The organism is Ideonella margarita, assembly GCF_038066635.1.
Taxonomy (GTDB): domain Bacteria; phylum Pseudomonadota; class Gammaproteobacteria; order Burkholderiales; family Burkholderiaceae_C; genus Ideonella; species Ideonella margarita.
Genome location: NZ_JBBUTI010000015.1, coordinates 31,728 through 57,281, shown reverse-complemented (window position 1 = coordinate 57,281; position 25,554 = coordinate 31,728). Strand labels below are relative to the sequence as shown.

The 25,554-nt window shown below is 66.8% G+C and carries 21 protein-coding genes; 1 reads left to right on the top strand and 20 read right to left on the bottom strand.

Annotated elements, in window-relative coordinates:
* Positions 1-20: 20 nt before the first annotated feature.
* From AACH00_RS18100 to AACH00_RS18090, 3 genes are read right to left on the bottom strand one after another with little or no spacing between them, the layout of a single operon-like run.
* Positions 21-1,418 (bottom strand): efflux transporter outer membrane subunit, encoded by a 1,398-nt coding sequence (locus AACH00_RS18100; protein ID WP_341400584.1) that lies wholly within the window; start codon positions 1,416-1,418, stop codon positions 21-23.
* On the bottom strand, positions 1,415-4,600 hold the full coding sequence (locus tag AACH00_RS18095; RefSeq protein ID WP_341400583.1) for an efflux RND transporter permease subunit: 3,186 nt from the start codon (positions 4,598-4,600) through the stop codon (positions 1,415-1,417). Before AACH00_RS18095 ends, AACH00_RS18100 begins: the two co-directional genes overlap by 4 nt.
* A 16-nt stretch (positions 4,601-4,616) precedes the next feature.
* Entirely contained in the window at positions 4,617-5,855 is a 1,239-nt protein-coding gene (locus AACH00_RS18090) for an efflux RND transporter periplasmic adaptor subunit (protein WP_341400582.1), read from the bottom strand.
* 152 nt (positions 5,856-6,007) lie between these two features.
* Between AACH00_RS18090 and AACH00_RS18085 the strand changes: the two genes are divergently transcribed.
* Complete coding sequence (locus AACH00_RS18085; protein ID WP_341400581.1) at positions 6,008-6,622, top strand: TetR family transcriptional regulator; 615 nt, start codon at positions 6,008-6,010, stop codon at positions 6,620-6,622.
* 3 nt (positions 6,623-6,625) lie between these two features.
* On the opposite strand, the gene AACH00_RS18080 is transcribed toward AACH00_RS18085, so the two are convergent.
* The 17 genes from AACH00_RS18080 to AACH00_RS18000 form a co-directional block, all read right to left on the bottom strand.
* Positions 6,626-6,811 (bottom strand): hypothetical protein, encoded by a 186-nt coding sequence (locus AACH00_RS18080; RefSeq protein ID WP_341400580.1) that lies wholly within the window; start codon positions 6,809-6,811, stop codon positions 6,626-6,628.
* Positions 6,812-6,833: 22 nt separating this feature from the next.
* The gene (lpxC, locus tag AACH00_RS18075; RefSeq protein WP_341400579.1) at positions 6,834-7,769 is read right to left on the bottom strand and encodes a UDP-3-O-acyl-N-acetylglucosamine deacetylase; all 936 of its coding nucleotides are present in this window, start codon (positions 7,767-7,769) and stop codon (positions 6,834-6,836) included.
* Between the two features lie 345 nt (positions 7,770-8,114).
* A complete protein-coding gene (gene ftsZ / locus AACH00_RS18070) occupies positions 8,115-9,350 on the bottom strand; it encodes a cell division protein FtsZ (RefSeq protein ID WP_341400578.1) in 1,236 nt (411 codons plus the stop codon).
* 96 nt (positions 9,351-9,446) lie between these two features.
* Positions 9,447-10,676: a cell division protein FtsA gene (gene ftsA / locus AACH00_RS18065; RefSeq protein WP_341400577.1), complete on the bottom strand. Its 1,230-nt coding sequence runs from the start codon at positions 10,674-10,676 to the stop codon at positions 9,447-9,449.
* Between the two features lie 7 nt (positions 10,677-10,683).
* Positions 10,684-11,463: a cell division protein FtsQ/DivIB gene (locus tag AACH00_RS18060; RefSeq protein WP_341400576.1), complete on the bottom strand. Its 780-nt coding sequence runs from the start codon at positions 11,461-11,463 to the stop codon at positions 10,684-10,686.
* Positions 11,464-11,468: 5 nt separating this feature from the next.
* Entirely contained in the window at positions 11,469-12,455 is a 987-nt protein-coding gene (locus tag AACH00_RS18055; RefSeq protein ID WP_341400575.1) for a D-alanine--D-alanine ligase, read from the bottom strand.
* The gene (gene murC / locus AACH00_RS18050) at positions 12,452-13,858 is read right to left on the bottom strand and encodes a UDP-N-acetylmuramate--L-alanine ligase (RefSeq protein ID WP_341400574.1); all 1,407 of its coding nucleotides are present in this window, start codon (positions 13,856-13,858) and stop codon (positions 12,452-12,454) included. The genes AACH00_RS18055 and murC overlap by 4 nt, the downstream gene beginning before the upstream one ends.
* Positions 13,855-14,931, bottom strand: a complete 1,077-nt coding sequence (gene murG, locus AACH00_RS18045) for an undecaprenyldiphospho-muramoylpentapeptide beta-N-acetylglucosaminyltransferase (RefSeq protein ID WP_341400573.1) — start codon at positions 14,929-14,931, stop codon at positions 13,855-13,857. The genes murC and murG overlap by 4 nt, the downstream gene beginning before the upstream one ends.
* On the bottom strand, positions 14,928-16,211 hold the full coding sequence (gene ftsW, locus AACH00_RS18040) for a putative lipid II flippase FtsW (protein WP_341400572.1): 1,284 nt from the start codon (positions 16,209-16,211) through the stop codon (positions 14,928-14,930). The genes murG and ftsW overlap by 4 nt, the downstream gene beginning before the upstream one ends.
* Positions 16,208-18,013 (bottom strand): UDP-N-acetylmuramoyl-L-alanine--D-glutamate ligase, encoded by a 1,806-nt coding sequence (gene murD / locus AACH00_RS18035; protein ID WP_341400571.1) that lies wholly within the window; start codon positions 18,011-18,013, stop codon positions 16,208-16,210. Before murD ends, ftsW begins: the two co-directional genes overlap by 4 nt.
* Positions 18,014-18,022: 9 nt before the next feature.
* Complete coding sequence (mraY, locus tag AACH00_RS18030; protein ID WP_341400570.1) at positions 18,023-19,204, bottom strand: phospho-N-acetylmuramoyl-pentapeptide-transferase; 1,182 nt, start codon at positions 19,202-19,204, stop codon at positions 18,023-18,025.
* Positions 19,195-20,589, bottom strand: coding sequence for a UDP-N-acetylmuramoyl-tripeptide--D-alanyl-D-alanine ligase (locus AACH00_RS18025; RefSeq protein ID WP_341400569.1), 1,395 nt, complete (start codon positions 20,587-20,589; stop codon positions 19,195-19,197). The genes mraY and AACH00_RS18025 overlap by 10 nt, the downstream gene beginning before the upstream one ends.
* Before the next feature lie 11 nt (positions 20,590-20,600).
* Positions 20,601-22,109 carry a UDP-N-acetylmuramoyl-L-alanyl-D-glutamate--2,6-diaminopimelate ligase gene (locus AACH00_RS18020; protein WP_341400568.1) on the bottom strand — a complete coding sequence of 503 codons (1,509 nt, stop codon included), beginning with the start codon at positions 22,107-22,109 and terminating at the stop codon, positions 20,601-20,603.
* Between the two features lies 1 nt (position 22,110).
* A complete protein-coding gene (locus tag AACH00_RS18015) occupies positions 22,111-23,886 on the bottom strand; it encodes a peptidoglycan D,D-transpeptidase FtsI family protein (RefSeq protein ID WP_341400567.1) in 1,776 nt (591 codons plus the stop codon).
* Complete coding sequence (ftsL, locus tag AACH00_RS18010) at positions 23,883-24,173, bottom strand: cell division protein FtsL (protein ID WP_341400566.1); 291 nt, start codon at positions 24,171-24,173, stop codon at positions 23,883-23,885. Before ftsL ends, AACH00_RS18015 begins: the two co-directional genes overlap by 4 nt.
* Positions 24,170-25,099: a 16S rRNA (cytosine(1402)-N(4))-methyltransferase RsmH gene (gene rsmH / locus AACH00_RS18005; protein ID WP_341400565.1), complete on the bottom strand. Its 930-nt coding sequence runs from the start codon at positions 25,097-25,099 to the stop codon at positions 24,170-24,172. Before rsmH ends, ftsL begins: the two co-directional genes overlap by 4 nt.
* A gap of 10 nt (positions 25,100-25,109) precedes the next feature.
* Positions 25,110-25,538 carry a division/cell wall cluster transcriptional repressor MraZ gene (locus AACH00_RS18000; RefSeq protein WP_341400634.1) on the bottom strand — a complete coding sequence of 143 codons (429 nt, stop codon included), beginning with the start codon at positions 25,536-25,538 and terminating at the stop codon, positions 25,110-25,112.
* Between the last annotated feature and the right edge of the window lie 16 nt (positions 25,539-25,554).

The following is a 25,554-nucleotide window of genomic DNA, read 5'->3' as shown; positions in this document are numbered from 1 at the left end:
TCTGCTGGGGCACTTCAGGCTCAGCGCTGCTGGCGGGCTTCGTCGCCGCCCAGCGCCTTGTACAGCGCCATGCGGTTGAGCAGTTCGGCCAGCTTCACCTGCACCAGCGCCTGTTCGGCACTGGCCAGTGAACGCTCGGTTTCCAGCGTTTCCAGCAGGCTGGCACTGCCCACCTGCAAGCGCAGACGAGTCAGGCGCGTGCGCTCACGCTCGGCCGCCACCAGCTGTTGCTGGGCCTGCACCTGCTGCGCCCAGCTGCCCTGCGACACCAGCGCATCAGCCGCTTCACGGAAGGCCGTCTGCACCGCCTTTTCGTACTGCGCCACGGCGATGTCGCGGTTCACCTCGGACACCTTGATGTTGGCCTGGTTGCGGCCAGCATCAAACAGCGTCATGGCGGCGTTGGCCGTCATGGTCCAGGCGAAGTGGCCACCATCAAACAGCGTCGACAAGCTGCTGCTGACCTGACCCGCACTGCCCGACAGCACGATGCGCGGGAACATCGCCGCGCGTGCTGCGCCGATGTTGGCATTGGCGGCTGCGAGTTGCTGCTCAGCCTGGATGACGTCCGGGCGGCTCAGCAAGGCGTCAGACGACACACCGGCCCGCACCGGTGCCAGCCAGTCGCGGCTGGTCAGCTCGGCCGAGGGCAGCAGCTCTGCCGGCACGCCCTTGCCCACCACCAGGTCCAGCGCCAGCTTGTCCTGCGCCTTCTGGCGCTCCAGCTGCAGCGCGCTGGCCTTGGCCGCAGCCACCAGCGACTGTGCCGACTGCAGGTCGAGCGCAGAGGCGGCGCCCACGCGTTCACGCAGAGCCGTCAGACGCAGCGTTTCCTCGCGGGCCACCAGCTGTTGCCTGACGCGCGTCAGCTGCTCCTCGTCGGCGGCCAGCGTCAGCCAAGCGCCAATGGTCTGGCTGACCAGCGCCAACCGGGCGCTGCGCGCAGCGGCTTCGGTGCCCATCAGGCTGGCCGAGGCAGCGTCGCTCGCATTGCGCAGGCGGCCCAGCAGATCAATCTCATAGCTGCTGAGCTGCAAGCCGGCCTGCAAGGTGGTGGCTTGCACACCCTCGCTGTTGGGTGCACGTTGCCCAATCACGGCCGCCGACAGCGTGGGCCAGCGGTCGGCATCGGTCAGCCGCAGCTGCGCCTGGGCCCGCTGCACGTTCAGCAGCGAGACCTTCAGATCGCGGTTGTTGGTCAGCGCCAACTCAACCACCTGGCTCAGGTTCGCGTCTTGCACCACCGATTGCCAGGTGGGCTGGGCCACAGCGCCAGCCGCAGCGCCTTCCACCGCGGGCAACTGGGCCGGCACGGGCAGCGCCGGGCGCTCCAGCGTCGGTGCCAGGTTCACGCAGCCAGTCAGCCACAGGGCGGCCACCAGCGGGGTGGCGCGCATCAGGTTATGGAGCCGGTTCATGCCTGGCCCTCCTTCGAGTTCTTCAGAGCTTCAGTCGCGGCAGCGTCTGTTGCGGGTGAGGACAGCGGCGTGCCGTGTGGCAATTCATGGCCACCCGGGAACAGCTTGCGCACCACGACATAGAACACCGGCACCAGCAGCACGGCCAGGAAGGTGGCCGTCAGCATGCCCGCCACCACACCCGTGCCGATGGCACGTTGGCTGGCCGAGCCGGCACCACTGGCGATGGCCAGCGGCATCACGCCGAGGATGAAGGCGAACGAGGTCATGATGATCGGGCGGAAACGCAGGTGGCAGGCTTCCAGCGTGGCTTCCAGCAGGCCCTTGCCTTCGGCTTGCAGGTCCTTCGCGAACTCGATGATCAGGATCGCGTTTTTCGCCGACAAGCCGATGATGGTGATCAGGCCGACCTTGAAGTACACGTCGTTCGGCATGCCGCGGAACCACACGCCCATCAGCGAGCCCAGGATGCCGAGCGGCACCACCAGCAGCACGGCCACCGGAATGCTCCAGCTTTCGTACAGCGCAGACAGGCACAGGAACACGGCCAGCATCGAGAACGCCAGCAGGATGGTGGCCTGCGAGCCGGAGAGCTTCTCCTCACGCGTCTGGCCGGTCCACTCGAAGCCGAAGCCCGTCGGCAGTTGCGACACCAGCTTTTCCATCTCGATGACGGCGTCACCGGTGGAATAGCCAGCCGCAGCGTCACCGCTGATCTTCATCGCCGGATAGCCGTTGTAGCGCACCGTCTGGATCGGGCCGGTCACCCAGCGGGTGCTGGCGAACGACGACAGTGGCACCAGCTGGCCACGGCTGTTCGGCACCTGCAGCTTCAACACGTCTTCCGGCTGCATGCGGGCACTGGCTTCCGCCTGCACCACCACGCGCTGCAGGCGACCTGCATTCGGGAAGTCATTCACATAGCTGGAACCCAGCGCCGTGCCCAGTACGTTGCCGACCGTGTCGAAGGACACGCCGAGTGCGGCGGCCTTGTCGCGGTCGATGTCGAGCTGCAGCTGTGGCGCATCTTCCAGGCCGTCAGGGCGCACGCCCTGCAGCACCTTGCTCTGGCTCGCCATGCCCAGCAACTGGTTGCGGGCAGCCAGCAGCGCGGCATGGCCCTGGCCGGAGCGGTCTTGCAGGCGGAAGCTGAAGCCGGTGGCCGTGCCCAGTTCAGGGATCGGCGGCGGGCTGAGCGGGAAGGTGAAGGCATCGCGGATGCCCATCAGCGCGCCAAACGCACGGCCGGCCAGCGCCTGCGCACTGTGCTCGGCGCCCTTGCGCTCATCCCACGGCTTGAGCGGCACGAAGGCCAGCGCGGCATTCTGGCCAGAGCCGGAGAAGCTGAAGCCCAGCACGCCGACGACCTTGTCCACCTCAGGCTGGGCCAGGAAGAAGCCTTCGACCTGCTGCATCACGGCTTCCGTGCGCGACTGTGCGGCGCCCGGGGGCAGCTGCACGTTGACGATCAGGTAACCCTGGTCTTCATTCGGCAGGAACGACGTCGGCAGGCGCTGGTACATCACCGCCACCGCAGCCAGGATGGCGGCGTAGATCAGCAGGAAGCGACCGGCGCGCGGCAGGATGCGGCTGACCATCGACTCATAGCGCACGGTGCTGCGCTTGAAGCCGCGGTTGAACCAGCCGAAGAAGCCCTTCTTGTCATGGTGACCCGGAGGAATCGGCTTGAGCAGCGTGGCGCACAGCGCCGGCGTCAGCGACAGCGCCATCAGCGCCGAGAACAGCATCGACGACACCATGGCCAGCGAGAACTGGCGGTAGATGTTGCCGACCGAGCCGCTGAAGAAGGCCATCGGCACGAACACCGAGACCAGCACCACGGTGATGCCGATGATGGCGCCGGTGATCTGACCCATGGCCTTGACCGTGGCGTCGCGCGGCGACAGCCCTTCCTCGGCCATGATGCGCTCGACGTTTTCCACCACCACGATGGCATCGTCCACCAGGATACCGATGGCCAGCACCATGCCGAACAAGGTCAGCACGTTGATCGAGAAGCCCAGCGTCAGCATCACCGCGAAGGTGCCCATCAGGGCCACCGGCACGACGATGGTCGGGATCAGCGTGTAGCGGATGTTCTGCAGGAACACCAGCATCACGATGAACACCAGCGCGATGCCTTCGATCAGCGTCTTGACGACCTCCTCGATGGAGATCTTCACGAACTTGGAGCTGTCGTACGGCACGTCATAGCTCACGCCTTCAGGCATGAACTTCTGCAGCTCGGCCATCCGTTCCTTGACCGCCGTGGCCGTGGCCAGCGCGTTGCCGCCCGGCGACTGCTGGATGCCCACGCCGGTGGCGGTGACACCATTCAGGCGCGAGGAGCTGGCGTAGCTCTGGCCGCCCAGCTCGAGGCGGGCGACATCCTTCAGACGCACGGCAGAGCCGTCGGCGTTGGCGCGGATGACGATGTTGCCGAACTGCTCGATGCTGCTGAGCTGGCCGTTCACGGTGATCGACGCATACAGCGTCTGCTCGGCCGTGTTGGGCATGCCACCGATGCTGCCCGCAGAGATCTGCAGGTTCTGCGCACGGATGGCGGCATTCACATCCGCCGTGGAGAGGCCGAAACCCACCAGCTTGGCCGGATCGACCCAGACGCGCATCGCACGCTCGGTGCCGAACAGCTGTGCCTGGCCCACGCCCTGGATGCGCAGCAGTTCCGGCACGATGTTGCGGGCCGCGTAGTCACCCAGCGCCACGGGGTCGTAGGCCGGGTTCTTCGAGGTCAGCATCACGAACAGCAGGAAGTTCGAGCGGGACTTGTCGACCCGCACGCCCTGCTGCGTCACCGCGCTGGGCAGGCGCGGCGTGGCGCGGCTCAGGCGGTTCTGCACTTCGATCTGGGCAATGGACACGTCCGTGCCCGGCTCGAAGGTGACGGTGATGGTGCCGGAGCCGGTCGCTTCAGCGCTCGACTCCATGTAAATCATGCCCGGCGCGCCATTGAGCTCCTGCTCGATGACGGCCAGCACGCTGTCTTCCAGCACCTGCGCCGAGGCACCCGGGTAAGCCGCGCTGATGACGATGGCGGGCGGCGCCACCGTCGGGTACTGGGCGATGGGCAGCTTGGTGATGGCGGCTGCGCCCAGGATCACGACGAAGAACGCGATGACCCACGCAAAGATGGGTCTGTCGATGAAAAAACGGGAATTCATGCGGATGCTCCCGGGCTCAGCGGCTGGCGGCCGAGGCTGGTGCGGCGGCCGACGCTGGCGCAGCGGCTGATGCCGGCGCCGAAGCCGGCGACCACGGCACCGGGTTCACCGGCGCCTTCGGACGGATCTTCTGGAAGCCGTCGACCACCACCTGCTCGCCGGCCTTCAGGCCACCCAGCACCACCCACTGGCCGTTGCGTGAGCCGCCCAGTTGCACGGTGCGGTTCGAGGTCGTCTTGTCGGCGTCCACCACCAGCACGGTGTCACCGGCGGTGCCACGGGTCACGGCCTGCTGGGGCAGCAGGATGGCGCTGTCGCTGCGGGCCGCATCAATCCGCACCTTCACATACAGGCCCGGCAGCAGCTCGCCCTTGGGGTTGGGCAGCTCGGCGCGCAGGGTGACCTGGCCGGTGCCGCTGTCCACCTGCAGGTCGCTGAACAGCAGCTTGCCGGTCTGGGCATATTCGCTGCCGTCTTCCAGCACCACGCGCACGGCGGCCGAACCGCTGGCCTTGAGCTTGCCGGCTTCCACGGCACGCTTCAGCGCCAGGGCTTCGCTGGCCGACTGCGTGAAGTTCACGTAGAGCTTGTCGGTTTGCTGGATGGTGGCCATCAGCGTGGCTTCAGCTGCGCTCACCAGCGCGCCTTCCGACACCGTCGCGCGGCCGATGCGGCCACTGATAGGTGCGGCCACGCCGGCGTAGTCGACGTTCAGGCGGGCTTGCGTCACGGCAGCACGCGCCGCGGCCACATCGGCCTGCGCCTGCTTGTGGGCCGCCTGGGTAGCCACCCAGTCCTGCTGGCTGATCGCCTTGGCTTCAGCCAGCGGGCGGTTGCGCTCCAGCGTGGCGGCGGCCTGGGCCAGCACGGCTTCGCCCTTGGCCAGGCTGGCCTGGGCGCTGTCGAGCGAAGCGCGGTAAGGCGCTGCATCGATGTCGAACAGACGCTGGCCGCTCTGGACCAGGGCGCCCTCGGTGAACAGGCGCTTGTTCACGACGCCGGTGACACGAGCACGAACCTGGGCCGTGCGGAAGGCTTCCAGCCGGCCGGGCAGCTCGGTGGTGAGGTTCACGCCGCTTGGCTGAACAGTCACCACACCGACGGGCGTGGGCGGCATCTGCGGCGCGCCACCAGCGGCGTTGTCGCCCTTGCTGCAGGCGGCCAGCACGGCCAGGGTGGTCGCCGCGAACGCGAGGCGAAGGCCGGCACGTGCCGGGTTGGAAACGATGACAGTGGCGGTCGTCTGGTCAGACATGGGCTTCCTTTGGTGGCCACGCAAGCTCAGAGCGGCTTGCAGGTGCGCCACGAACGCGCGACAAAGAGGGTGATTGCACGAAGCGGCGAAGTATACATACAATCACGAATGTATTTAATGACACAAGGGCTTTGCCTTTGTGGCCAAAAACCATGGTTCGCAAAACAAAAGCAGAGGCGCAAGAGACACGCCAGCAGATCCTCGACGCCGCCGAGCAGGTGTTCGCCACCCGGGGCGTGGCGCGCACGTCCCTGCAAGACATCGCGGGGGCCGCCGGCGTCACGCGTGGCGCCGTCTACTGGCATTTTCAGGACAAGGCCGATCTTTTCGAAGCCATGTTGAACCGTGTGGTCATGCCGTGCGAGTCGGCGCTGGAGCAGGCCTTGGCCAACCCGCCGGAAAGCACGCTGAGCAGCCTGCTGGACATGGTGCTGGTGCCGTTTGAGGCGCTGTCGACGAACGCGCAAACCCAGCGCGTCTTCACGGTGGCCATGCACTACACCGAATACACCGGCGACATGGCGATCGCCCAGCAGCGACACAACGATTCACTGGCGGGATTCATCGAGCAGATGCACAGCGTGATGCTGCGCGGCCAGGCTGCGGGGCAGATCCGCCCCGATCTTGACGCCAGAGGCGCGGCCATCGGCCTGTTCGCCCTGGTGGACGGCCTGATGCGTCAATGGACGCTGGCGCCCGACAGCTTTGACCTGCTGCAGGTGGGCCGGCAGGCTGCCCTGAGCTATTTGTCAGGCCTGCAGCCCTGAGCTTCAGAGCATCACGGCCAGTCGCTCGAGAAACACCACGGCGAAGAAGCCCAGGCCGGCCAGCACCGTCCATTTGACGAGCACCACACCGCGGGCGCGCCAGCGGGCGTCGCGCGTCACCACATAGACGCCGAAGCAGAGGATGCCGGCCAGCAGCAGCAGGCCGAACACGAGTCGGAAAATCAGCATCGCAGCCTCCCGGTGCCTTGGGTTACCAAGCCGGCGCGAGTTGCGCGAACCCGGCCGGTGCACGGGCTTCGTCGTCGAAGCTCACCAGCTCCCACGCTTCCTTGTCGGCCAGCAGCACGCGCAGCAGCTTGTTGTTCAGTGCGTGCCCGCCCTTGAACGAGGTGTAAGCCGCCAGCAGGGGGTGGCCGGCGATGTAGAGGTCGCCGATCGCATCGAGGATCTTGTGCTTGGCGAACTCGTCGTCATAACGCAGGCCGTCGTGGTTGAGCACGCGGTAGTCGTCGATCACGATGGCGTTGTCCATCGAGCCACCCAGCGTCAGCCCGCGTGAACGCATGGCTTCCACGTCCTTGGTGAAGCCGAAGGTGCGCGCCCGGGCAATCTCCTGCTTGTAGGTGCCGCTGCCCATGTCGAAGGTGACCTGCTGGCCCGTGGCGTCAAGGGCCGGATGATTGAAATCAATCTCGAAGGTCAGCTTGTAGCCGTGGAAGGGCTCCAGGCGCGCCCACATCAGGCGGCTGCCCTCGCCTTCACGCACCTCGACCGTTTTCTTCACGCGCAGGAATTTCTTCGGCGCGTTCTGCAGCTCGATGCCGGCGCTCTGCAGCAGGAAGACAAAGCTGGCGGAAGAGCCGTCAAGGATCGGGACTTCATCAGCCGTGATGTCGACATACAGGTTGTCGAGCCCGAGGCCGGCACAGGCCGACATCAAGTGTTCGATGGTCTGCACCCGCGGGCCGTCCGGCACGCCACCGGGGGTGATGGTCGAGGCCATACGCGTGTCGCTGACCGAATCAAAGCGCACGGGAATATCCACCGGCTGCGGCAGATCAACCCGCCGGAAGACGATGCCGGTGTCGGGCGCCGCCGGCCGCAGGGTCAACTCCACCCGCTGGCCGCTGTGAAGGCCCACGCCGACGGCGCGGGTCAGGGACTTGAGGGTGCGTTGCTGGAGCATGTGAAAGCGGTGATGGGGGCCGGAAAAACGACCGGGGCGGGCACTCCCTCGGTCGGTGACGACGAGTCGGGATTGTCTGCGAAACCGGTAAATCTTGCAGGGCGGTGGTCAATGGCAGGCAATGGCTGCTCCGCCGGGCACCGTATTTCCGGAAGCGCGGGTCCGGTTTCGAGCACCGGTAAAAACCCCCGCCGCATCAGCAAACGAGCGAAAGGTGCAAACCCGAATCGCCTGTGGACAACCAGGATTCGCGATATTCAACCTGTGGAAAAGATGTGAAAAACTCGCGCCCACGAAAAAGGGGCCCCGAAGGGCCCCTGAAAAATGCAATCGAAACTGGCGGGCTCAATCTGCCTGCTTGCGCAGGAAAGCCGGAATCTCGATTTCGTCCATGCCGTTCGAGCTCAGGGCTTCGACCTTGGCCGCGGCCTGGGTGCGACCCGTGCGCCAGACGCTCGGCGTGGCCATGGAGCTGAAATCTTGCTGGGGCATGGCGGCCGAAACCACCGGAGCCGCCGACATACCACCTGCCGCAGCCATCGGCTGGGTCATGATGGGCATATTGTCGGTACCGGTGCGCAGCACCTGGTGGGTTTGAATCACGGTCAGCGGTGCAGCAGCACGGCGGGCCGACGACAAACCGGTGGCAATCACGGTCACGCGGAGCTGGTCGCCCAGGCTGTCGTCATAAGCCGTGCCGTAAATGACGTGCGCGTCTTCAGCGGCGTAGCGACGGATGGTATTCATCGCGTTCTTGCTTTCGGCCAGCTTGAAGGTCGAGCGCGCAGCGGCGATCAGCACCAGCACGCCACGGGCGCCGGACAGGTCGATGCCTTCCAGCAGCGGGCAGGCCACGGCTTGCTCAGCCGCCTTGGTGGCGCGGTCCGGGCCAGAGGCCATGGCCGTGCCCATCATCGCCTTGCCAGGCTCGCTCATCACGGTCTTGACGTCTTCGAAGTCGACGTTCACCAGGCCCGGGATGTGAATGATGTCCGAGATGCCGCCAACGGCGTTCTTCAGCACGTCATTGGCATGCGCGAAGGCTTGATCCTGGGTGACGTCGTCGCCCATGACTTCCAGCAGCTTCTCGTTGAGCACCACGATCAACGAATCAACGTTGGCTTCGAGTTCCGAGACGCCCAGATCGGCTTGCTTGCTGCGGCGACCGCCTTCGAAGTCGAAGGGCTTGGTCACGACACCCACCGTCAGGATGCCCATTTCCTTGGCCACGCGGGCAATCACGGGGGCAGCGCCGGTACCGGTACCGCCGCCCATGCCGGCGGTGATGAACAGCATGTGCGCGCCGGCGATGGCGTCGCGGATGCGGCCTTCGGCTTCTTCGGCGGCTTGCTTGCCCACATCAGGCTTGGAGCCTGCGCCCAGACCCGTCGCGCCCAGCTGGACCAGCTGTGCGGCGGCGCTGCGGTTCAGCGCCTGGGCGTCGGTGTTGGCGCAGATGAATTCCACGCCCTGGACACCCTGGGTGATCATGTGCTCGACGGCATTGCCACCGCCACCACCCACGCCGATCACCTTGATCTGGGTGCCTTGGTCAAATTCCTCGATCATCTCGATGGGCATGTGGAACCTCCTAAGTCTCGATTGCAGTTGCCGTGTCTGGACCAGAACTCAAAAAAACGCTGGAATTTCGGTCGAATTCCTGAGTTCGTATTGTCGCTAGAAATTACCCAAAAACCAGTCCCTGGCCTTACCAAATAACGTTTTTACTGAGCCGGCTTGTTGCGCCGCCTTGTGGCCGCGGGTGTGTGCGACCCGGGCTTCCTCCAACAAACCCATCACGGTGGCCGACCGGGGATTGGCGACCATGTCGAAAAGCGGGCCGGAATACGTCGGCAATCCCTTGCGCACGGGCTTGAGGAAAATATCCTCGCCCAACTCCACCATGCCCGGCATGACGGCCGTTCCACCGGTGATGACAATGCCCGACGAGAGCAATTCCTCGTAGCCGGATTCCCGAATCACCTGGTGCACCAGCGAATAGATTTCCTCGACCCGCGGCTCAATCACGCCGGCCAAAGCCTGTCGGCTGAGCATCCGGGGTACCCGGTCGCCCAGACCGGGCACTTCCACCTGTTCGTTGGGATCTGCCAACAGTTGTTTGGCCACCCCATATTCCACCTTGATCTCTTCGGCGTCCTTGGTGGGGGTGCGCAAGGCCATCGCGATATCGCTGGTGATCAGATCGCCGGCAATTGGAATCACCGCAGTATGGCGAATCGACCCACCGGTGAAGATGGAAACGTCGGTGGTGCCGGCGCCGATGTCGACCACCGCCACACCCAGGTCCTTCTCGTCGTCGGTCAGCACGGCGGCGGCGGCGGCGGTGGGCGACAGGCAAAGCTGCTCCACTTCCAGGCCGCAGCGGCGCACGCACTTGACGATGTTCTCGGCGGCGCTCTGCGCGCCGGTGGCGATGTGCACCTTGACTTCCAGGCGGCTGCCGCTCATGCCGATCGGCTCTTTCACCTCATGGCCGTCGATGACGAATTCCTGGGACTCCACCAGCAGCAGGCGCTGGTCGTTCGGAATGTTGATGGCCTTGGCGGTTTCGATGACGCGGGCCACGTCGGTCGGCGTCACCTCGCGGTTGTCGCGCACGATGACCATGCCGGTCGAGTTCTGGCCGCGGATGTGGCTGCCGGTGATGCCCGTATAGACCCGCTCGATCTTGCAGGCGGCCATCATCTCGGCCTCCTTCAAGGCCTGCTGGATGCTCTGCACCGTGGCGTCGATGTTCACCACCACGCCGCGCTTCAGCCCATGCGACGAGGCTACGCCGAGGCCGGCCACCCGCAATTCGCCGCCGACGACCTCGGCCACCACCGCCATCACCTTGGCGGTACCGATGTCGAGCCCGACGACGAGATCCTTGTAATCCTTGGCCATGTCTTCCTCAATTCAAAGCTGTGGCGCCATTGGCAGCCGGGGTGACAGGGCCTTTCAACCGCAGCGCGTAGCCGTCGGCATGGCGCAGGTCGGCGTGGTCCCAGGCCCGGCGCTGACGCGCTGCCACCTGTGTCACCGTTCGGACAAAGCGGGCCGTCCGGGCCAGCACTTCTTCATCACTGCCCCGACCCAGCGCCAGTTGCGCGCCGGTGTCGAGTTCCACATCCCACGATCCGCGGCCTGACAGGCTGATGCGCACCGGGGTGGCGTCGAGGGGCCCGAGCAGCGGCACCAGGCGGCGGTACATCGCCAGCATCTGGGCTGCCTCTTCTTCGGGCCCGTGAAATTCAGGCAGGCGGTCGTCGTCCACGTCGCCCAGGTTGGCTTCGAAGATCTCCCCGAAGCTGTTGACCAGACGATCGTTGCCTTCGTCACCCTTCCAGACCGCAGCCGGCCGGTGCTCTTCCAGCCGCACCACCAGGCGATTCGGCCAGACGCGGTGCACCACTGCATGGCGCACCCAAGGCACGGCTTCGAAGGCCGACCGGGTGTTGCGCAGGTCAAGGGTGAAGTAGTTGCCGGCCAGCTTCGGGGTGGCATTGGCCCGCACCGTGGCCACGCTGTTGCGGCTGACGTCGCCTTCCAGACGGATGCTGGCGATGGCGAACTTCGGCTGGCGTGTCACCCAGGCTGCGCCTGCCGCCAGCAGCACGCAGCCGCTCAGCGCCAGCACCGCCACGGCGGTGGCGTTCATCACGCGGACATCTGGGGGCAGCGACACGGCCATGTGTTTCAGTCTTGCGCAGCGCGGGTGCTGTCGAGGCGAGCGCCGGCCAGCAGGTGCAGGCACAGGTCTTCGTAGCTCAGGCCGGCGGCCCGGGCCGACATCGGCACCAGCGAGTGACCGGTCATGCCCGGCGAGGTGTTCATTTCCAGCAGGAAAGGCTTGCGGTCGCTGGCGCGGATCATCAGATCGGCGCGGCCCCAGCCGCGGCAGCCCAGCAGGCGGTACGCCGCCACCACGATGCGCTGGATGTTGAGTTCCTCTTCCGCGGGCAGGCCGCTCGGGCAGAGGTATCGGGTGTCATCCGAGTGGTACTTGTGCTCGAAGTCGTAGTTGCCGTCGGGCGCCTGGATGCGGATGACCGGCAGGGCGACGGCGTCGTCCCCGTCTCCCAGCACCGGACAGGTCACTTCTTCGCCATCGATGAATTCTTCGCACAGCACGTCGGGGTCGTATTGTGCCGCGTGGGTCACGGCTTCCAGCATCCCGGAATACCCCGCCACCTTGGTCACGCCGAAGGACGAGCCCTCACGCGCCGGCTTGACGATCAACGGCAGACCCAGCGCATCGGGCACGTTGCGCACCACGGTGGCACCGTGCTGGCCGAGGGGCAGCAAGCGCCACTGCGGCGTCGGCAGGCCTTCTGCCACCCAGACGCGCTTGGTCATCACCTTGTCCATGGCCACGGCCGAGGCCATGACACCCGAGCCGGTGTACGGGATGCCCATCAGCTCGAGGGCGCCCTGCACCGTGCCGTCTTCGCCGTGGCGGCCATGCAGTGCCACGAAGCAGCGGCTGAAGCCTTCAGCCTTCAGGTCTTCGAGCGGACGTTGCGACGGGTCGAACGCATGCGCATCCACGCCCTTGGACAGCAGCGCCTTGAGCACGCCGTCGCCCGACATCAGCGACACCGGCCGCTCGGCCGAATCACCGCCCATCAGCACGGCGACCTTGCCGAGTGCCGCCACGTTCACATTGCGTTGCTTGATGTTCATGCTGCTTGTCCTGCCAATTCCACGATGCGGCCCGGCACCGCGCCGATCGAGCCTGCGCCCATGGCGATCACCACATCGCCCGGCCGCACGAAGTCGAGCACCTGCTGTGCCAGCTCGCCCACGTCGTCCACGAACACCGGATCCACCTTGCCAGCCACGCGCAGGGCGCGGGTCATGGCGCGGCCGTCGGCGGCCACGATGGGCGACTCACCGGCGGCGTACACCTCGGTCAGCAGCACGGCATCGGCCTGGCCCATCACCTTGACGAAGTCTTCGAAGCAATCGCGGGTGCGGGTGTAGCGGTGCGGCTGGAAGGCCAGCACCAGGCGACGGCCCGGGAAGGCGCCACGGGCCGCGGAGATCACCGCCGCCATTTCCACCGGGTGGTGGCCGTAGTCATCGACCAGCGTGAACTGGCCATCCGCGCACGGCACTTCGCCCCAGCGCTGGAAGCGACGACCCACGCCGCCGAACTTCATCAGCGCCTGCACGATGGGCTCGTCAGGCAATTCGAGCTCGGTGGCCACCGCGATGGCCGCGAGCGCGTTCTTCACGTTGTGCTCGCCGGGCAGGTTCAGCGTGATGTCGATGTCGGGCATCACCACGCCGTTGCGGCGCTGGCAGGTGAAGCGCATCTGGCCGCCTTCCAGCGCCTGCACGTTCACGGCGCGCACCTGGTTGCCTTCGTCGAAACCGTAGGTCACCACCGGGCGCGACACCATCGGAATGATGCTCTTCACGCCGGGGTCGTCTCCGCAGATGATGGCCGCGCCGTAGAACGGCATGCGGTGCAGGAAGTCGACAAACGCCGACTTCAGCCGCGCGAAGTCATGGCCGTAGGTGTCCATGTGGTCGGCGTCGATGTTCGTCACGACCGACAGGATGGGCATCAGGTTCAGGAAGGACGCATCCGACTCGTCCGCCTCGACCACGATGAAGTCACCCGACCCCAGGCGCGAGTTGGCGCCGGCCGAGTTCAGCTTGCCGCCGATCACGAAGGTCGGGTCGACACCGGCTTCCGCCAGCACGCTGGTCACCAGCGAGGTGGTGGTCGTCTTGCCGTGCGTGCCGGCAATCGCGATGCCGCGTTTCAGACGCATCAGCTCGGCCAGCATCACCGCACGCGGCACCACCGGGATGCGCTTGTTGCGCGCCGCGATGACTTCCGGGTTGTCGCCCTTCACCGCGGTGGAGGTGACCACGGCTTCGGCGCCGCTGATGTGCGCGGCGTCATGGCCGATGTGGATGCGGATGCCGAGCTCGGCCAGGCGACGCGTCACCGCGCCGTCGGCCTGGTCGGAGCCCGACACCACGTAGCCGAGGTTGTGCAGGATCTCGGCGATGCCGCTCATGCCGGCGCCACCAACGCCCACGAAATGGATGTGCTTGACGGCGTGCTTCATGGTTTCACCATCTTCTCGATTTGATCGGCCACCGCAGCGGCAGCCTTGGGACGCGCCAGCCCACGTGCGGCCTGGGCCATGGCCAGCAACTGCTCACGCGTCATCTGTTGCAGCAGCTGCGCGAGCTGCTGCGGGTTCATTTCAGCCTGCGGCAGGTGGCGGGCGGCGCCGCGCTCGGCCATCCAGGCGGCGTTGTCACGCTGGTGCGAGGTGGTCGACACCACCAGCGGCACCAGCACGCTGGCCACGCCTGCGGCGCACAGCTCGCTCACGGTGATGGCGCCTGCGCGGCAGACGATCACATCGCAGTCCGCCAGGCGCTGGTCCATGTTGTCGATGAACGGCAGGATCTCGGCCTGCACGCCCAGCGTGGCGTAGCGCGCACGCACGTCATCGAGGTGGGCCATGCCGGTCTGGTGCGTCACCAGCGGGCGTTGGTCTGCGGGCATCTGGGCCAGCGCGGCGGGCAGCGTTTCGTTCAGCACCTTGGCGCCCAGGCTGCCGCCCACCACCAGCAGGCGCAGCGGGCCACTGCGGCCTTCAAAGCGCTGGGCGGGTTGGGCCATCTGTTCGATCTCGGCGCGCACCGGGTTGCCAGTGACCAGCGACTGGCGTACGCGCGACACCGCCGGACCATCAAAACCGAAGGCAACCTTGTCGGCCACCGGCAGCAGCGCCTTGTTGCTCATCAGCAGCGCGGCGTCGGCGTTCACCAGCATCAGCGGGCGGCCCATCAGCTTGGCCACCAGGCCACCCGGGAAGCACACATAACCGCCCATGCCCAGCACGGCATCGGCGCGGCGCGCGCGCAGCACGCGGGCGCTGTCCCAGAAGGCCTTCAGCAAACGGAAGCCGCCTGAGATGGTGTGCGTCAGGCCCTTGCCACGCAGCCCCGAAAAGCCGAGGCGGTCGAGCGGAATGCCGGTCGGCGGCACCAGCCGGTTTTCCATGCCACCTTCGGTGCCGAGCCAGCTCACGGTCCAGCCGCGCGCCTGCATCTCACGGGCCACGGCCAGGCCGGGAATCACGTGGCCGCCGGTGCCGGCCGCCATCACCACCAAATGCCGGCTCATGCGCGGCCTCCCCGCATCAGTTGCCGGTTTTCCTGGTCCACGCGCAGCACGATGGCCAGCGCCACCAGGTTCATCAGGATGCCGGAGCCGCCGTAGCTCAACAGCGGCAAAGTCAGACCCTTGGTCGGCAGCACGCCGAGGTTCACGCCCATGTTGATGAAGCTCTGCCCGCCAAACCAGATGCCGATGCCCTGGCTCATCAGGCCTGCGAACACGCGGTCGAGTGCAATGGCCTGGCGGCCGATCACGAAGATGCGACGGGTCAGCCAGAAGAAGGCGACGATCACGCCGACCACCGCGACAAAGCCGAGCTCCTCGCCGATCACCGCCAGCAGAAAGTCGGTGTGGGCTTCAGGCAGGTAATGCAGCTTCTCGATCGATGAGCCCAGACCCTGACCAAACAACTCGCCCCGGCCAAACGCAATGAGAGAGTGGGTGAGCTGGTAGGCCTTGCCCTGGGCGTATTCCGGGTTCCAGGGGTCGAGGTAGGCAAAGATGCGCTGGCGACGGAATTCGCTGAAAACGATCATCAGCACGAAGGCGCCCACCAGCACGGCCACGCTCAGGAAGAACATGCGGCCGTTCACCCCACCGAGGAACAGGATGGCCAGCGCCACCGCAGCAATCACCATGAAAGCGCCCATGTCGGGCTCGGCCAGCAGCAGCACGCCGATCACCATCAAGGCCACGGCCATCGGCCACACCGCCTTGAAGAAGTTTTCCTTCACGTCCATCTTGCGGACCATGTAACTGGCGGCATACATGGCCATGGCCAGCTTGGCCAGCTCGCTCGGCTGGAAGTTCATGATGCCCAGTGGCACCCAGCGGCGTGCGCCGTTCACGCCCTTGCCGATGAAGGGCACGAGCACGACGATCAGCATCGCGAGCGAGGCCGCGAACAGCCACGGCGCCCACTTCTCCCAGACGCCGATCGGGATCTGCAGGGTCACCAGCGCCGCCACGAAAGACACGCCGATGAACATCGCCTGGCGGTTCAGGAAATAGGTGGCCGAGTACTTGGCGAACTTCGGGTTGTCGGGCAGCGCCACCGATGCCGAATACACCATCACCAGGCCCAGGGCCAGCAGGCACACCACCACCCACACCAGCGCCATGTCGAAGCCGGCCACTGCGGTGGGCTTGCCACTGCCGGTGTTGACCCAGTCGCGCACCGGCACCGCACTGGCGTTTTCTTCGCTGCGCCCCAGCAGGCCACGCAGGCGCGACCAGCTGCCTTGCAGGCTGTCGCGCCAGGCGGATGCGGCGGTGGACACGCTCATACCAGCAGCTCCCCGCGCTCAGCGGCCAGCGCATGCACCGCGTCAACGAAGACCTGCGCACGGTGCGCGTAGTTGCGGAACATGTCGAGGCTGGCGCAGGCCGGGCTGAGCAGCACGGCGTCGTGCCCTTGCGCCTGCGCGAAGCACCAGGGCACCGCGGCTTCGAGCGTGTCGTGACGCTGGATGACCACGCCTGTGCCGGCCAGCGCTGCTTCGATCGCGGCGGCGTCACGGCCGACGGTGGCCACGGCGCGCACATGCCGCGAGACGGGCTCGGCCAGCGGCGCGAAATCCTGCCCCTTGCCGTCGCCACCCAGGATGACGATGAGCTTGGAGGTCAGCTTGTCAGCGCCCAGGCCGTTCAGAGCCGCCACGGTGGCGCCCACGTTCGTGCCCTTCGAATCATCAAAGGCTTCGATGCCGCTGACCTGGCCGATGAGCTCGACCCGGTGCGGCTCACCGCGGTATTCGCGCAGGCCGTGCAGCATCGGCGCCAGCGGGCAGCCGATGGCGGTGGCCAGTGCCAGCGCGGCCAGCGCATTGCTGGCGTTGTGGCGGCCGCGGATGCGCAGCGCGTCGGCCGGCATCATGCGTTGCAGGTGAATTTCCTCGACCTCGTCCTTGCGGCGCTTGATGGTCTCGTCAGCCGGCAAGGCGCGCACCAGCCAGGCCATGCCGGCTTCGGTCACCAAGCCAAAGTCACCCGGCCGCTGCGGTGCATCGAGGCCAAATCGAACAACCGCCCGACCCACCGCCTTGCTCGGACGACCACGACCGCCCTTCACCATCACCGGGGCCGGGATCATCGCCTCGACCATCGCGTCATCGCGGTTCACCACCATCAAGCCGTGCTGGCCAAAGATGCGGGCCTTGGCTGCCGTGTAGGCGGCCAGGTCACCGTGCCAATCGAGGTGGTCCTGCGAGATGTTCAGCACCGTGGCGGCGCTGGGCTCGAAGCCTTGCACCTCGTCCAGCTGGAAGCTCGACAGCTCCAGCACCCAGACTTCGGGCAGGGCTGAAAACACGGCGGCCTTCGGGGGCGGGGGGGCCAGCTTCACTGGCTCGGCGGCGGTGGCGTCGTCGTCGGCTTCGAGGGGCAGCGCAGCTTCAGAAGCTTCAACGGCCTCGCTCGCCATACCAACCTCGGCTTGCGCCTCGTCATCAGCAGCCTGCGCAGCTGCCTCACCTTCGTGGGCCGCGGCGGCATCTTCCGACACGGTCTCCAGGTCGTGCGCCTGCGCATCGGCGTCAGCCACCGGCGCTTCGTCGTCGGCCGTCGGCCAGGTTTCGGCACTCAGTGCGTCGCTCAGCGTGTCGAGCAAGGTCGGGCCGATGTTGCCAGCCACGGCCACGCAGCGGCCGCAGCGCTCCACCAGCATCGCCGTCAGCGAGGTGGTCGTCGTCTTGCCGTTGGTGCCGGTGATGGCCAGCACCTTCGGCTCGTACCGGCGCTCTGCAGCCAGGTCCTGCAGCGCGCGGCTGAACAGGTCCAGCTCACCCGCCACCGCAATGCCGGCAGCGCGGGCGGCGTTCAGCAAGGGTAGCAGCCGCTCGTCCAGCGGCGACAGACCCGGGCTCTTCAGCACCAGGCGCGTCGTGCCCAGGGTCTCGGCCGTGAGCGCACCGCTGAAGAACTCCGCGCCCGGCACTTCGGCGGCCAGGGCAACCGCCTGCGGCGGCGTGGCACGCGAATCCCACACGCGGATGTGCGCCGCGCCGTGGCGGGCGCACCAGCGGGCCATCGCCAGGCCGGAATCGCCCAGGCCCAGAATCAGAACGTGCAGATCGCGCAGGTGGTTCACGGTGCTCTCTCAGCGCAACTTCAGGCTGGCCAGGCCAATCAGGCACAGCAGCATGGTGATGATCCAGAAGCGGATGACCACCTGGGTTTCGTTCCAGCCCGACTTCTCGAAGTGGTGGTGCAGCGGCGCCATCTTCAGGATGCGCCGGCCCTCGCCGTACTTCTTCTTCGTGTACTTGAACCAGCCGACCTGCACCATCACTGACAGCGCTTCAGCAACGAACACACCACCCATGATGCCCAGCAGGATTTCCTGGCGGGTGATGACCGCCACGGTGCCGAGCGCACCACCCAGCGACAGCGCGCCGACGTCGCCCATGAACACCTGCGCCGGGTGCGCGTTGAACCACAGGAAGGCCAGACCGGCGCCGCACATGGCCGCGCAGAAGATCATCAGCTCACCGGCGCCCGGGATGTAGGGGAACAGCAGGTACTTCGAATAAACCGCGTTGCCGACCACGTACGAGAAGATCGCCAGCGCGCCCGACACCAGCACCACCGGCATGATGGCCAGGCCATCCAGACCGTCGGTCAGGTTCACCGCATTGCTGGCACCAACGATGACGAAGTAGGTCAGGCCGATGAAGCCGAACACACCCAGCGGGTAGCTGACCGACTTGAAGAACGGCAGCATCAGACCGGCCTTGGGCGGCAGGTCGTTCGAGAAGCCGCTCTGCACCCAGCGCAGGAACAATTCCAGCACGCGCAGGTTCGAGGTTTCCGACACGCTGAAGGCCAGGTAGAGCGCCGCGACCACGCCGATCAGCGACTGCCACAGGAACTTCTCCTTCGAGGCCATGCCTTCCGGGTTCTTGTCGACCACCTTGCGCCAGTCGTCGGTCCAGCCGATCGCGCCGAAACCGAAGGTGACGATCATGACGATCCACACGAAGCGGTTGCTCCAGTCGCTCCAGAGCAGCGTGGCCACCCCGATGCCGATCAGGATGAGCGCGCCGCCCATCGTCGGCGTGCCGCGCTTCGCCAGGTGGCTCTGCATGCCGTATTCACGGATGGGCTGGCCGATCTTCAGCTCGGTCAGCCGGCGGATCACCCATGGCCCGAAGGCCAGGCCGATCAGCAGCGCCGTCATCGCCGCGAACACCGCGCGGAACGTGAGGTACTGGAAGACGCGCAGGAACCCGAATTGCTCGGGGTACAGGCCTTGCAGCCATTGGGCCAGGCTCAGCAGCATCCCGTGTTCTCCTTGGTTGGCGCCGCGCGCAGGGCCGCGACCACCTTTTCCATGGCCATGAAGCGCGAACCCTTGACCAGCACCGCCTTGAAGGCAGGCTCGTTGGTCAGGGCGGCGATGACAGCCGTGTTGTCCGCAAAATGTTGTGCGCCGGCGCCATAGGCGCGGGCCGCATCGGCCGCCAGCACGCCGGCACACCAGACATGCTCGATGCCGCGTGCGCGGGCATAGCTGCCCACTTCCGCGTGGAAAGCCGGGCCCTGGTCGCCCACCTCACCCATGTCGCCCAGCACCAGCCAGCGCGGTGCCGGCAACGCGGCCAGCACGTCGATGGCGGCGCGCACGGAATCCGGGTTGGCGTTGTAGCTGTCGTCGATGAGGGTGACCGGCACACCTGCGCGCGTCAGCGGCTGCACTTGCGAGCGGCCCTTGACCGGCTCGAAGGCCGTCAAGCCCGCCACTACGGCGTCGAGGCTGATGCCCGCACCCAGTGCGCTGGCCGCAGCGGCCAGGGCGTTCTTCACGTTGTGCAGGCCGGCAATGCGCAGGGCCAAGGTGGCCGCACCGGCCGGGGTACGCAGTTGCACCTGCCAATGGTCAGCCACCCAGTCGGCGTCGGCGGTCACATCAGCACCGGCGTCATTGCCCAGCGCAAAGGTGATCACGCGGCGGCCTGCCGCCAGCTCGCGCCACAGTGCGGTGTAGGTGTCGTCGGCCGGGAAAACCGCCACGCCATCGGCGGGCAGCGCAGTCAGCACGGCGCCGTTTTCGCGGGCCACGGCTTCCACCGTATGCATGAATTCCTGGTGCTCGCGCTGGGCGTTGTTCACCAGCGCCACCGTGGGCATCGCGATGGCGGCCAGCTCGGCGATCTCGCCCGGATGGTTCATGCCCAGCTCGATCACCGCGACGGCATGCGCATTCAGGCGCAGCACCGTCAGCGGCACACCGATGTGGTTGTTCAGGTTGCCCGCCGTGGCCAGGGCCGCATCGCCGTGCGCAGCGCGCAGGATGCTGGCAATCATCTGGGTCACGGTCGTCTTGCCGTTGCTGCCGGTCACACCAATCACTGGCAGCGCCTGCGTGGCGCGCCATGCGGTGGCCAGTTGCTGCATCGCCAGCAAGGTGTCGGGCACTTCCAGGCCGCTCAGGCCAGCCTGGGCCAGGCCGTGGTGGGCCAGGGCTGCCGCCGCTCCGGCATCACGCGCCTGCGGCAGAAAGTCATTGGCGTCGAACTTCTCGCCCTTCAAGGCGACGAACAAGTCACCGGCCTTCAGGCTGCGGGTGTCGGTGTGCACGCGAGCAAAGGCCAGCGCACCATCACCCACCAGCACCGCGCCGGGGATCATCACCTGCGCCTGGGCCAGCGTCATCAACGAAGACATGCCGAGACCGCTCACTGCACACCTCGGGCTTGCAGCGCAGCCAAGGCCTGTGTCACATCCGAGAACGGGTGACGCACACCCTGCACTTCCTGGTAATCCTCGTGGCCCTTGCCGGCCACCAGGATGACGTCGCGCGCCTCGGCTGCCGCCACGCATTGATGAATGGCCAGCTGGCGGTCCACCTGCTGGCTCACATGGGCGGCCGCGCCGGCAGGCACACCGGCTGCAATCTGCGCCAGGATCTGCTCGGGCGCTTCGGTGCGCGGGTTGTCGCTGGTGATCACCACCTGCTGCGCCAGACGGGCCGCAATGCCGCCCATCAAAGGCCGCTTGGTATTGTCGCGGTCGCCGCCGCAGCCGAACACGCACCACAGGCGGCCACCGCGGCTGGCGGCCAGCGGCACCAGCGCGCCCAGGGCCTTTTCCAGTGCGTCCGGCGTGTGGGCGTAGTCCACCACCACTTCGGGGCCGGCGGCGTTGTCGGCCACGCGTTGCATGCGGCCGGGCACCGGCGTCACGCCGGCTGCGGCCTGCACGGCCTCCAGCAGCGGCACGCCCAGAGCGCGCAGGCCGCCGATCACCACCAGCAGGTTGCTGACGTTGTAGTCGCCGATCAGGCCGGTTTCAATGGCAGCCTCGACGGTGCCTTCCATCACGCTGAAGGCCAGACCGCCATGGCGATAACCCACGTTCACGGCGCGCAGACGGGCTTCGCCCTGCACCGACACGGTCCACAGATCAAGGCCCTTGCCAGCCAGCTCGCCCACCAGCGCAGCGCCCTGCGAGTCGTCCACATTGATGACGGCGCTCTTCAGGCCGGGCCAGGCGAACAGCTCACGCTTGGCCGCCCAGTAGGCGTCCATGCTGCCGTGGTAATCGAGGTGGTCTTGCGTGAAATTGGTGAACAGCGCCACATCGATCTGCGTGCCCACCAGACGCTGCTCGACGATGCCGATGGACGAGGCTTCCATGGCGCAGGCCTTGAAGCCCTGGTCCAGCATGGCGCGCAGGCCGGCCTGCAGCACCACGGGGTCCGGGGTGGTGAGCCCGGTGTAGCGGATATTGCCTTCGGTGATGCCCGGCCGGGGCGGCTCGCCCACGCCCAGCGTGCCGACCACGCCGCAGCGCTGGCCCAGCTCGCTCATGGCCTGAGCCACCCACCACGCAGTCGACGTCTTGCCGTTGGTGCCGGTGGTGGCCACCACGCGCAGCGCCTGGCTCGGGTGCCCGTAATAGGCGTCAGCGATGCGGCCCGTGGCGGCCTTCAGGCCGGGCAGCGTGGCGATGCGCGCGTCCTCAAATCCGAATTCTCCGACACCGTCGTCTTCCACCAGGCAGGTGGCCGCACCCGCAGCCAGCGCGGCCTGCACGAAGCGGCGGCCATCGGTGCCGTAACCGGGCCAGGCGATGAACGCGTCGCCGGGTTGCACCTGGCGGCTGTCGGTGCGCAGGGCGCCGGTGACCCACGAGGTCAGCCAGCGGGCTGCGGCGTCGGAACTCTTCAGACGGGTGAGCGGCATGTCAGTGCTGCGCCTTGATGGCGGCGGGCGTGGCTTGCGCCATCACCTGCGGCTTGATTTCGAGATCCGGTGGTTCACCGAGCGAGCGCAGGGCCTGCTCCACCACCACCTTGAAGACGGGCGCGGCCACGAGACCGCCGTAGTAGACGCCCGTGGGCTCGTCCACCATCACCGCCACCACAACCCGCGGCTTGCCAATCGGCGCAAAGCCGGCAAACCACGCGCGGTATTTGTTGCTGTTGTAGCCACGGCCTTCCATCTTCTCGGCCGTGCCGGTCTTGCCGCCGGCCGAGTAGCCCACCGGCTGCGCCAGCGGTGCGGTGCCGTCCTTGCTGACGGTGCCGCGCATCATCTGGCGCATCTTCACGGCCGTCTGCGGCTCGAAGATGTGGGCGCCGGCCAGGGGCTCGCTGCCCTTCACCAGGGTGATCGGGGCCATCTCGCCGTCACGTGCGAGCGCCGTGTAGGCCCGGGCGATCTGCAGCAGCGACGCCGACAGGCCGTAGCCGTACGCCATCGTTGCCTTCTCGACCGGCTTCCAGGTTTTCCAGGGGCGCAAACGGCCGGTGGCGGCACCGGGGAAGCCGATCTGCGGCTTCTGGCCAAAACCGAGCTGGGCATACAGCTCGCCCATCGTGCGGTCATCCAGCTTCTGGGCTATCTTCACCGTGCCGACGTTGCTCGACTTCTGCACCACCTGCGACACCGTCAGCGACGGATGGCCGTGCTCGCCGTCATTCACCGTCAGCGGGCCGACCTTGAACGGGCGCGTGTCCATCACCAGGTCCGGGTTGATCATGCCGAGCTCCAGCGCCTTGGCCACCACGAAGGGCTTGACCGTGGAGCCCGGCTCGAACACGTCGGTGATGGCGCGGTTGCGCAGCTGCGCGCCCGTCAGGTGCTTGCGTTCCGCCGGCACATAACTCGGGTAGTTGGCCAGCGCCAGGATATCGCCGGTCTGCGCGTCGAGCACCACCACGCTGCCGGCCTTGGCCTTGTGGTCGACCACGGCGTCACGAATGCGCTGGTAGGCCAGCGCCTGCACCTTGGAGTCGATGGTCAGCTGCACATCGCGTCCATCGTGTGGGTCCACCGGTTCACCCAGCTCTTCCACCACGCGGCCCAGGCGGTCCTTCACCACTTCGCGTGAACCGCCACGGCCTTGCAGCATCCGCTGGTAGGTCAGCTCGATGCCTTCCTGGCCGAAGTCCTGGATGTCGGTGAAGCCGACCACGTGCGCTGCCGCTTCGTTTTCAGGGTAGCGGCGCAGATAGCCCGGCTCCAGCGTCAGGCCCTTGATACGCAAGGCGCGGATCTGCTGCGCGATGCCGTCGTCGATCTGGCGGCGCAGCACGGTGTAGGCGCCGCCGTCGGCCAGGCGCTGCTCCAGCTCTTTCGGCTTGAGCTTGAGCAGGTTCGACAGCTCGCGCTTGTTCTCGTCGGTGGTCTTGAACTGCTGCGGGTTGATCGACACCGTCGGTGCGTTCACGCTGATCGCCAGGATCTGCCCGTTGCGGTCAAGGATGCGGCCGCGGCTGGCCGACAAGGTCAGCGTGGAGGCATAACGCTCCTCGCCCTTCTTCTGGAAGAAGTCGGCTTGCAGCACCTGCACGTACAGGGCGCGGCCGATCAGCAGCGCAAACGCGGCGCCCACCAGAAACACCAGAAAGCGGCTGCGCCAGGGCGGCGTCTTAGAGGCCAGCAGCGGGCTGGTCGAGTAATTCACGCCGCGCACCGACTGGGCGGCTGCGCTTTGGCGACGCGGGAACAGACTCACGGCTGGCTTCCTGATGCGGCGCCACGCGCCTCGGACACATACACCGTCGTTTCGGGGCTGGCCATGCGCATCTGCAGGCGCTGGCGTGCATCACGTTCCACGCGCAGCGACGTGCCTTCGCTGCGGCGTTCGGCTTCCAGGCGCTTGGTGTCGGCCTGCAGCTGCAGCTCTTCAGCCTTGGCGCGTTCAATCTCGACAAACAGGCGGCGCGCCTCGTAGCTGGTGTTGACGAGCACCAGCCCGCTGCCCACCAGCACGATCATCATGAGGAGCGCCAGACGGTTCATTCAAGCCGCTCCGCCACACGCAGCACCGCCGAGCGTGAGCGCGGGTTGGCGCGGATCTCGCCTTCACTCGGCTTGATGCGGCCGAGTGCCGCGAGGCGCAGCGGCTTGACCGGCGGCGCAAACGGCGCGCGACGGTCCACTTCCGCCTTGCTTTCGCGGGCGATGAAGGTCTTGACGATGCGGTCTTCCAGCGAGTGGAAGCTGATGACGGCCAGGTGGCCGCCGGTGCCCAGCAATTCCAGCGCTGCGCTCAGCCCTTGCTCCAGCTCTTCAAGTTCGGCGTTGACGAAAATCCGTAGAGCTTGAAAGGTGCGCGTGGCTGGGTTTTGCCCCGCTTCGCGGGTCTTGACGACACCAGCCACGAGTTCGGATAGCTCAGCGGTGGTGCGAGGGGTGCGTCCTGCCTCACGGCGAGCAACAACCGCCTTTGCAATCTGGAAAGCAAACCGCTCTTCTCCATAGTCGCGTATCACCTGTGTGAGAAGGCGCTCATCGGCGCGGGCCAGGAAGTCCGCGGCACTTTCGCCGCGGGTAGTGTCCATGCGCATGTCCAGCGGGCCGTCGAAACGGAAGCTGAACCCGCGCTCGGGGTTGTCGATCTGTGGCGAGCTCACGCCCAGGTCCAGCAGCACGCCGGCCAGCGGCAGGCAGCCCTCGGCGCGCAGCACCTCGGCCATGCGCGCGAAGCTGGCATGGCGGATGGAGAAGCGCGGGTCGGTGATGGCGGTGTCGCCGGTGGTGGCTGCAGCCACCGCCTCGGGGTCTTTGTCGAAGGCGATCAGGCGGCCCTTCGGCCCCAGCTTGGCCAGCAAGGCGCGTGCATGGCCGCCGCGGCCAAAGGTGCCGTCGACATAAACGCCATCGGGGTCGCTCAGGGCGCCGTCGACGGTTTCGTCGAGCAGCACGGTGACATGGGAAAAACTCATGGCGAAGGCCTCACATCACCATGTTGCGCAGGCCATCAGGCATGGGCTGCGACAGGGTCAGGTTCTCATTGGCGAGATAGCGCTCGCGATCCCAGATTTCCATCCGGCTGCCCATGCCCACCAGCATGAGGTCCTTGCCCAGCCCGGCCCAGGCGCGCAGCTCGGGCGAGAGCAGCACGCGCGAGCCGGCGTCGATGTCGACGTCCATCGCGCTGCCCAGGAACAGGCGACGCCAGGCTTCGGCGTCCATCGGCAACTGCAACAGCTTGCTGCGGAACTCGACCCAGGCGGGGCGCGGAAACAGCAGCAGGCAGCGGCCGGGGTGCTTGGTCACGGTCATCTGACCCGTGCACAGGGCGCTCAGGGCGTCGCGGAACCGAGCTGGCACGGTGACCCGCCCCTTCCCGTCCAGCGTCAACGCTGATTCGCCCTGAAACACAAAATCTGACACGTGA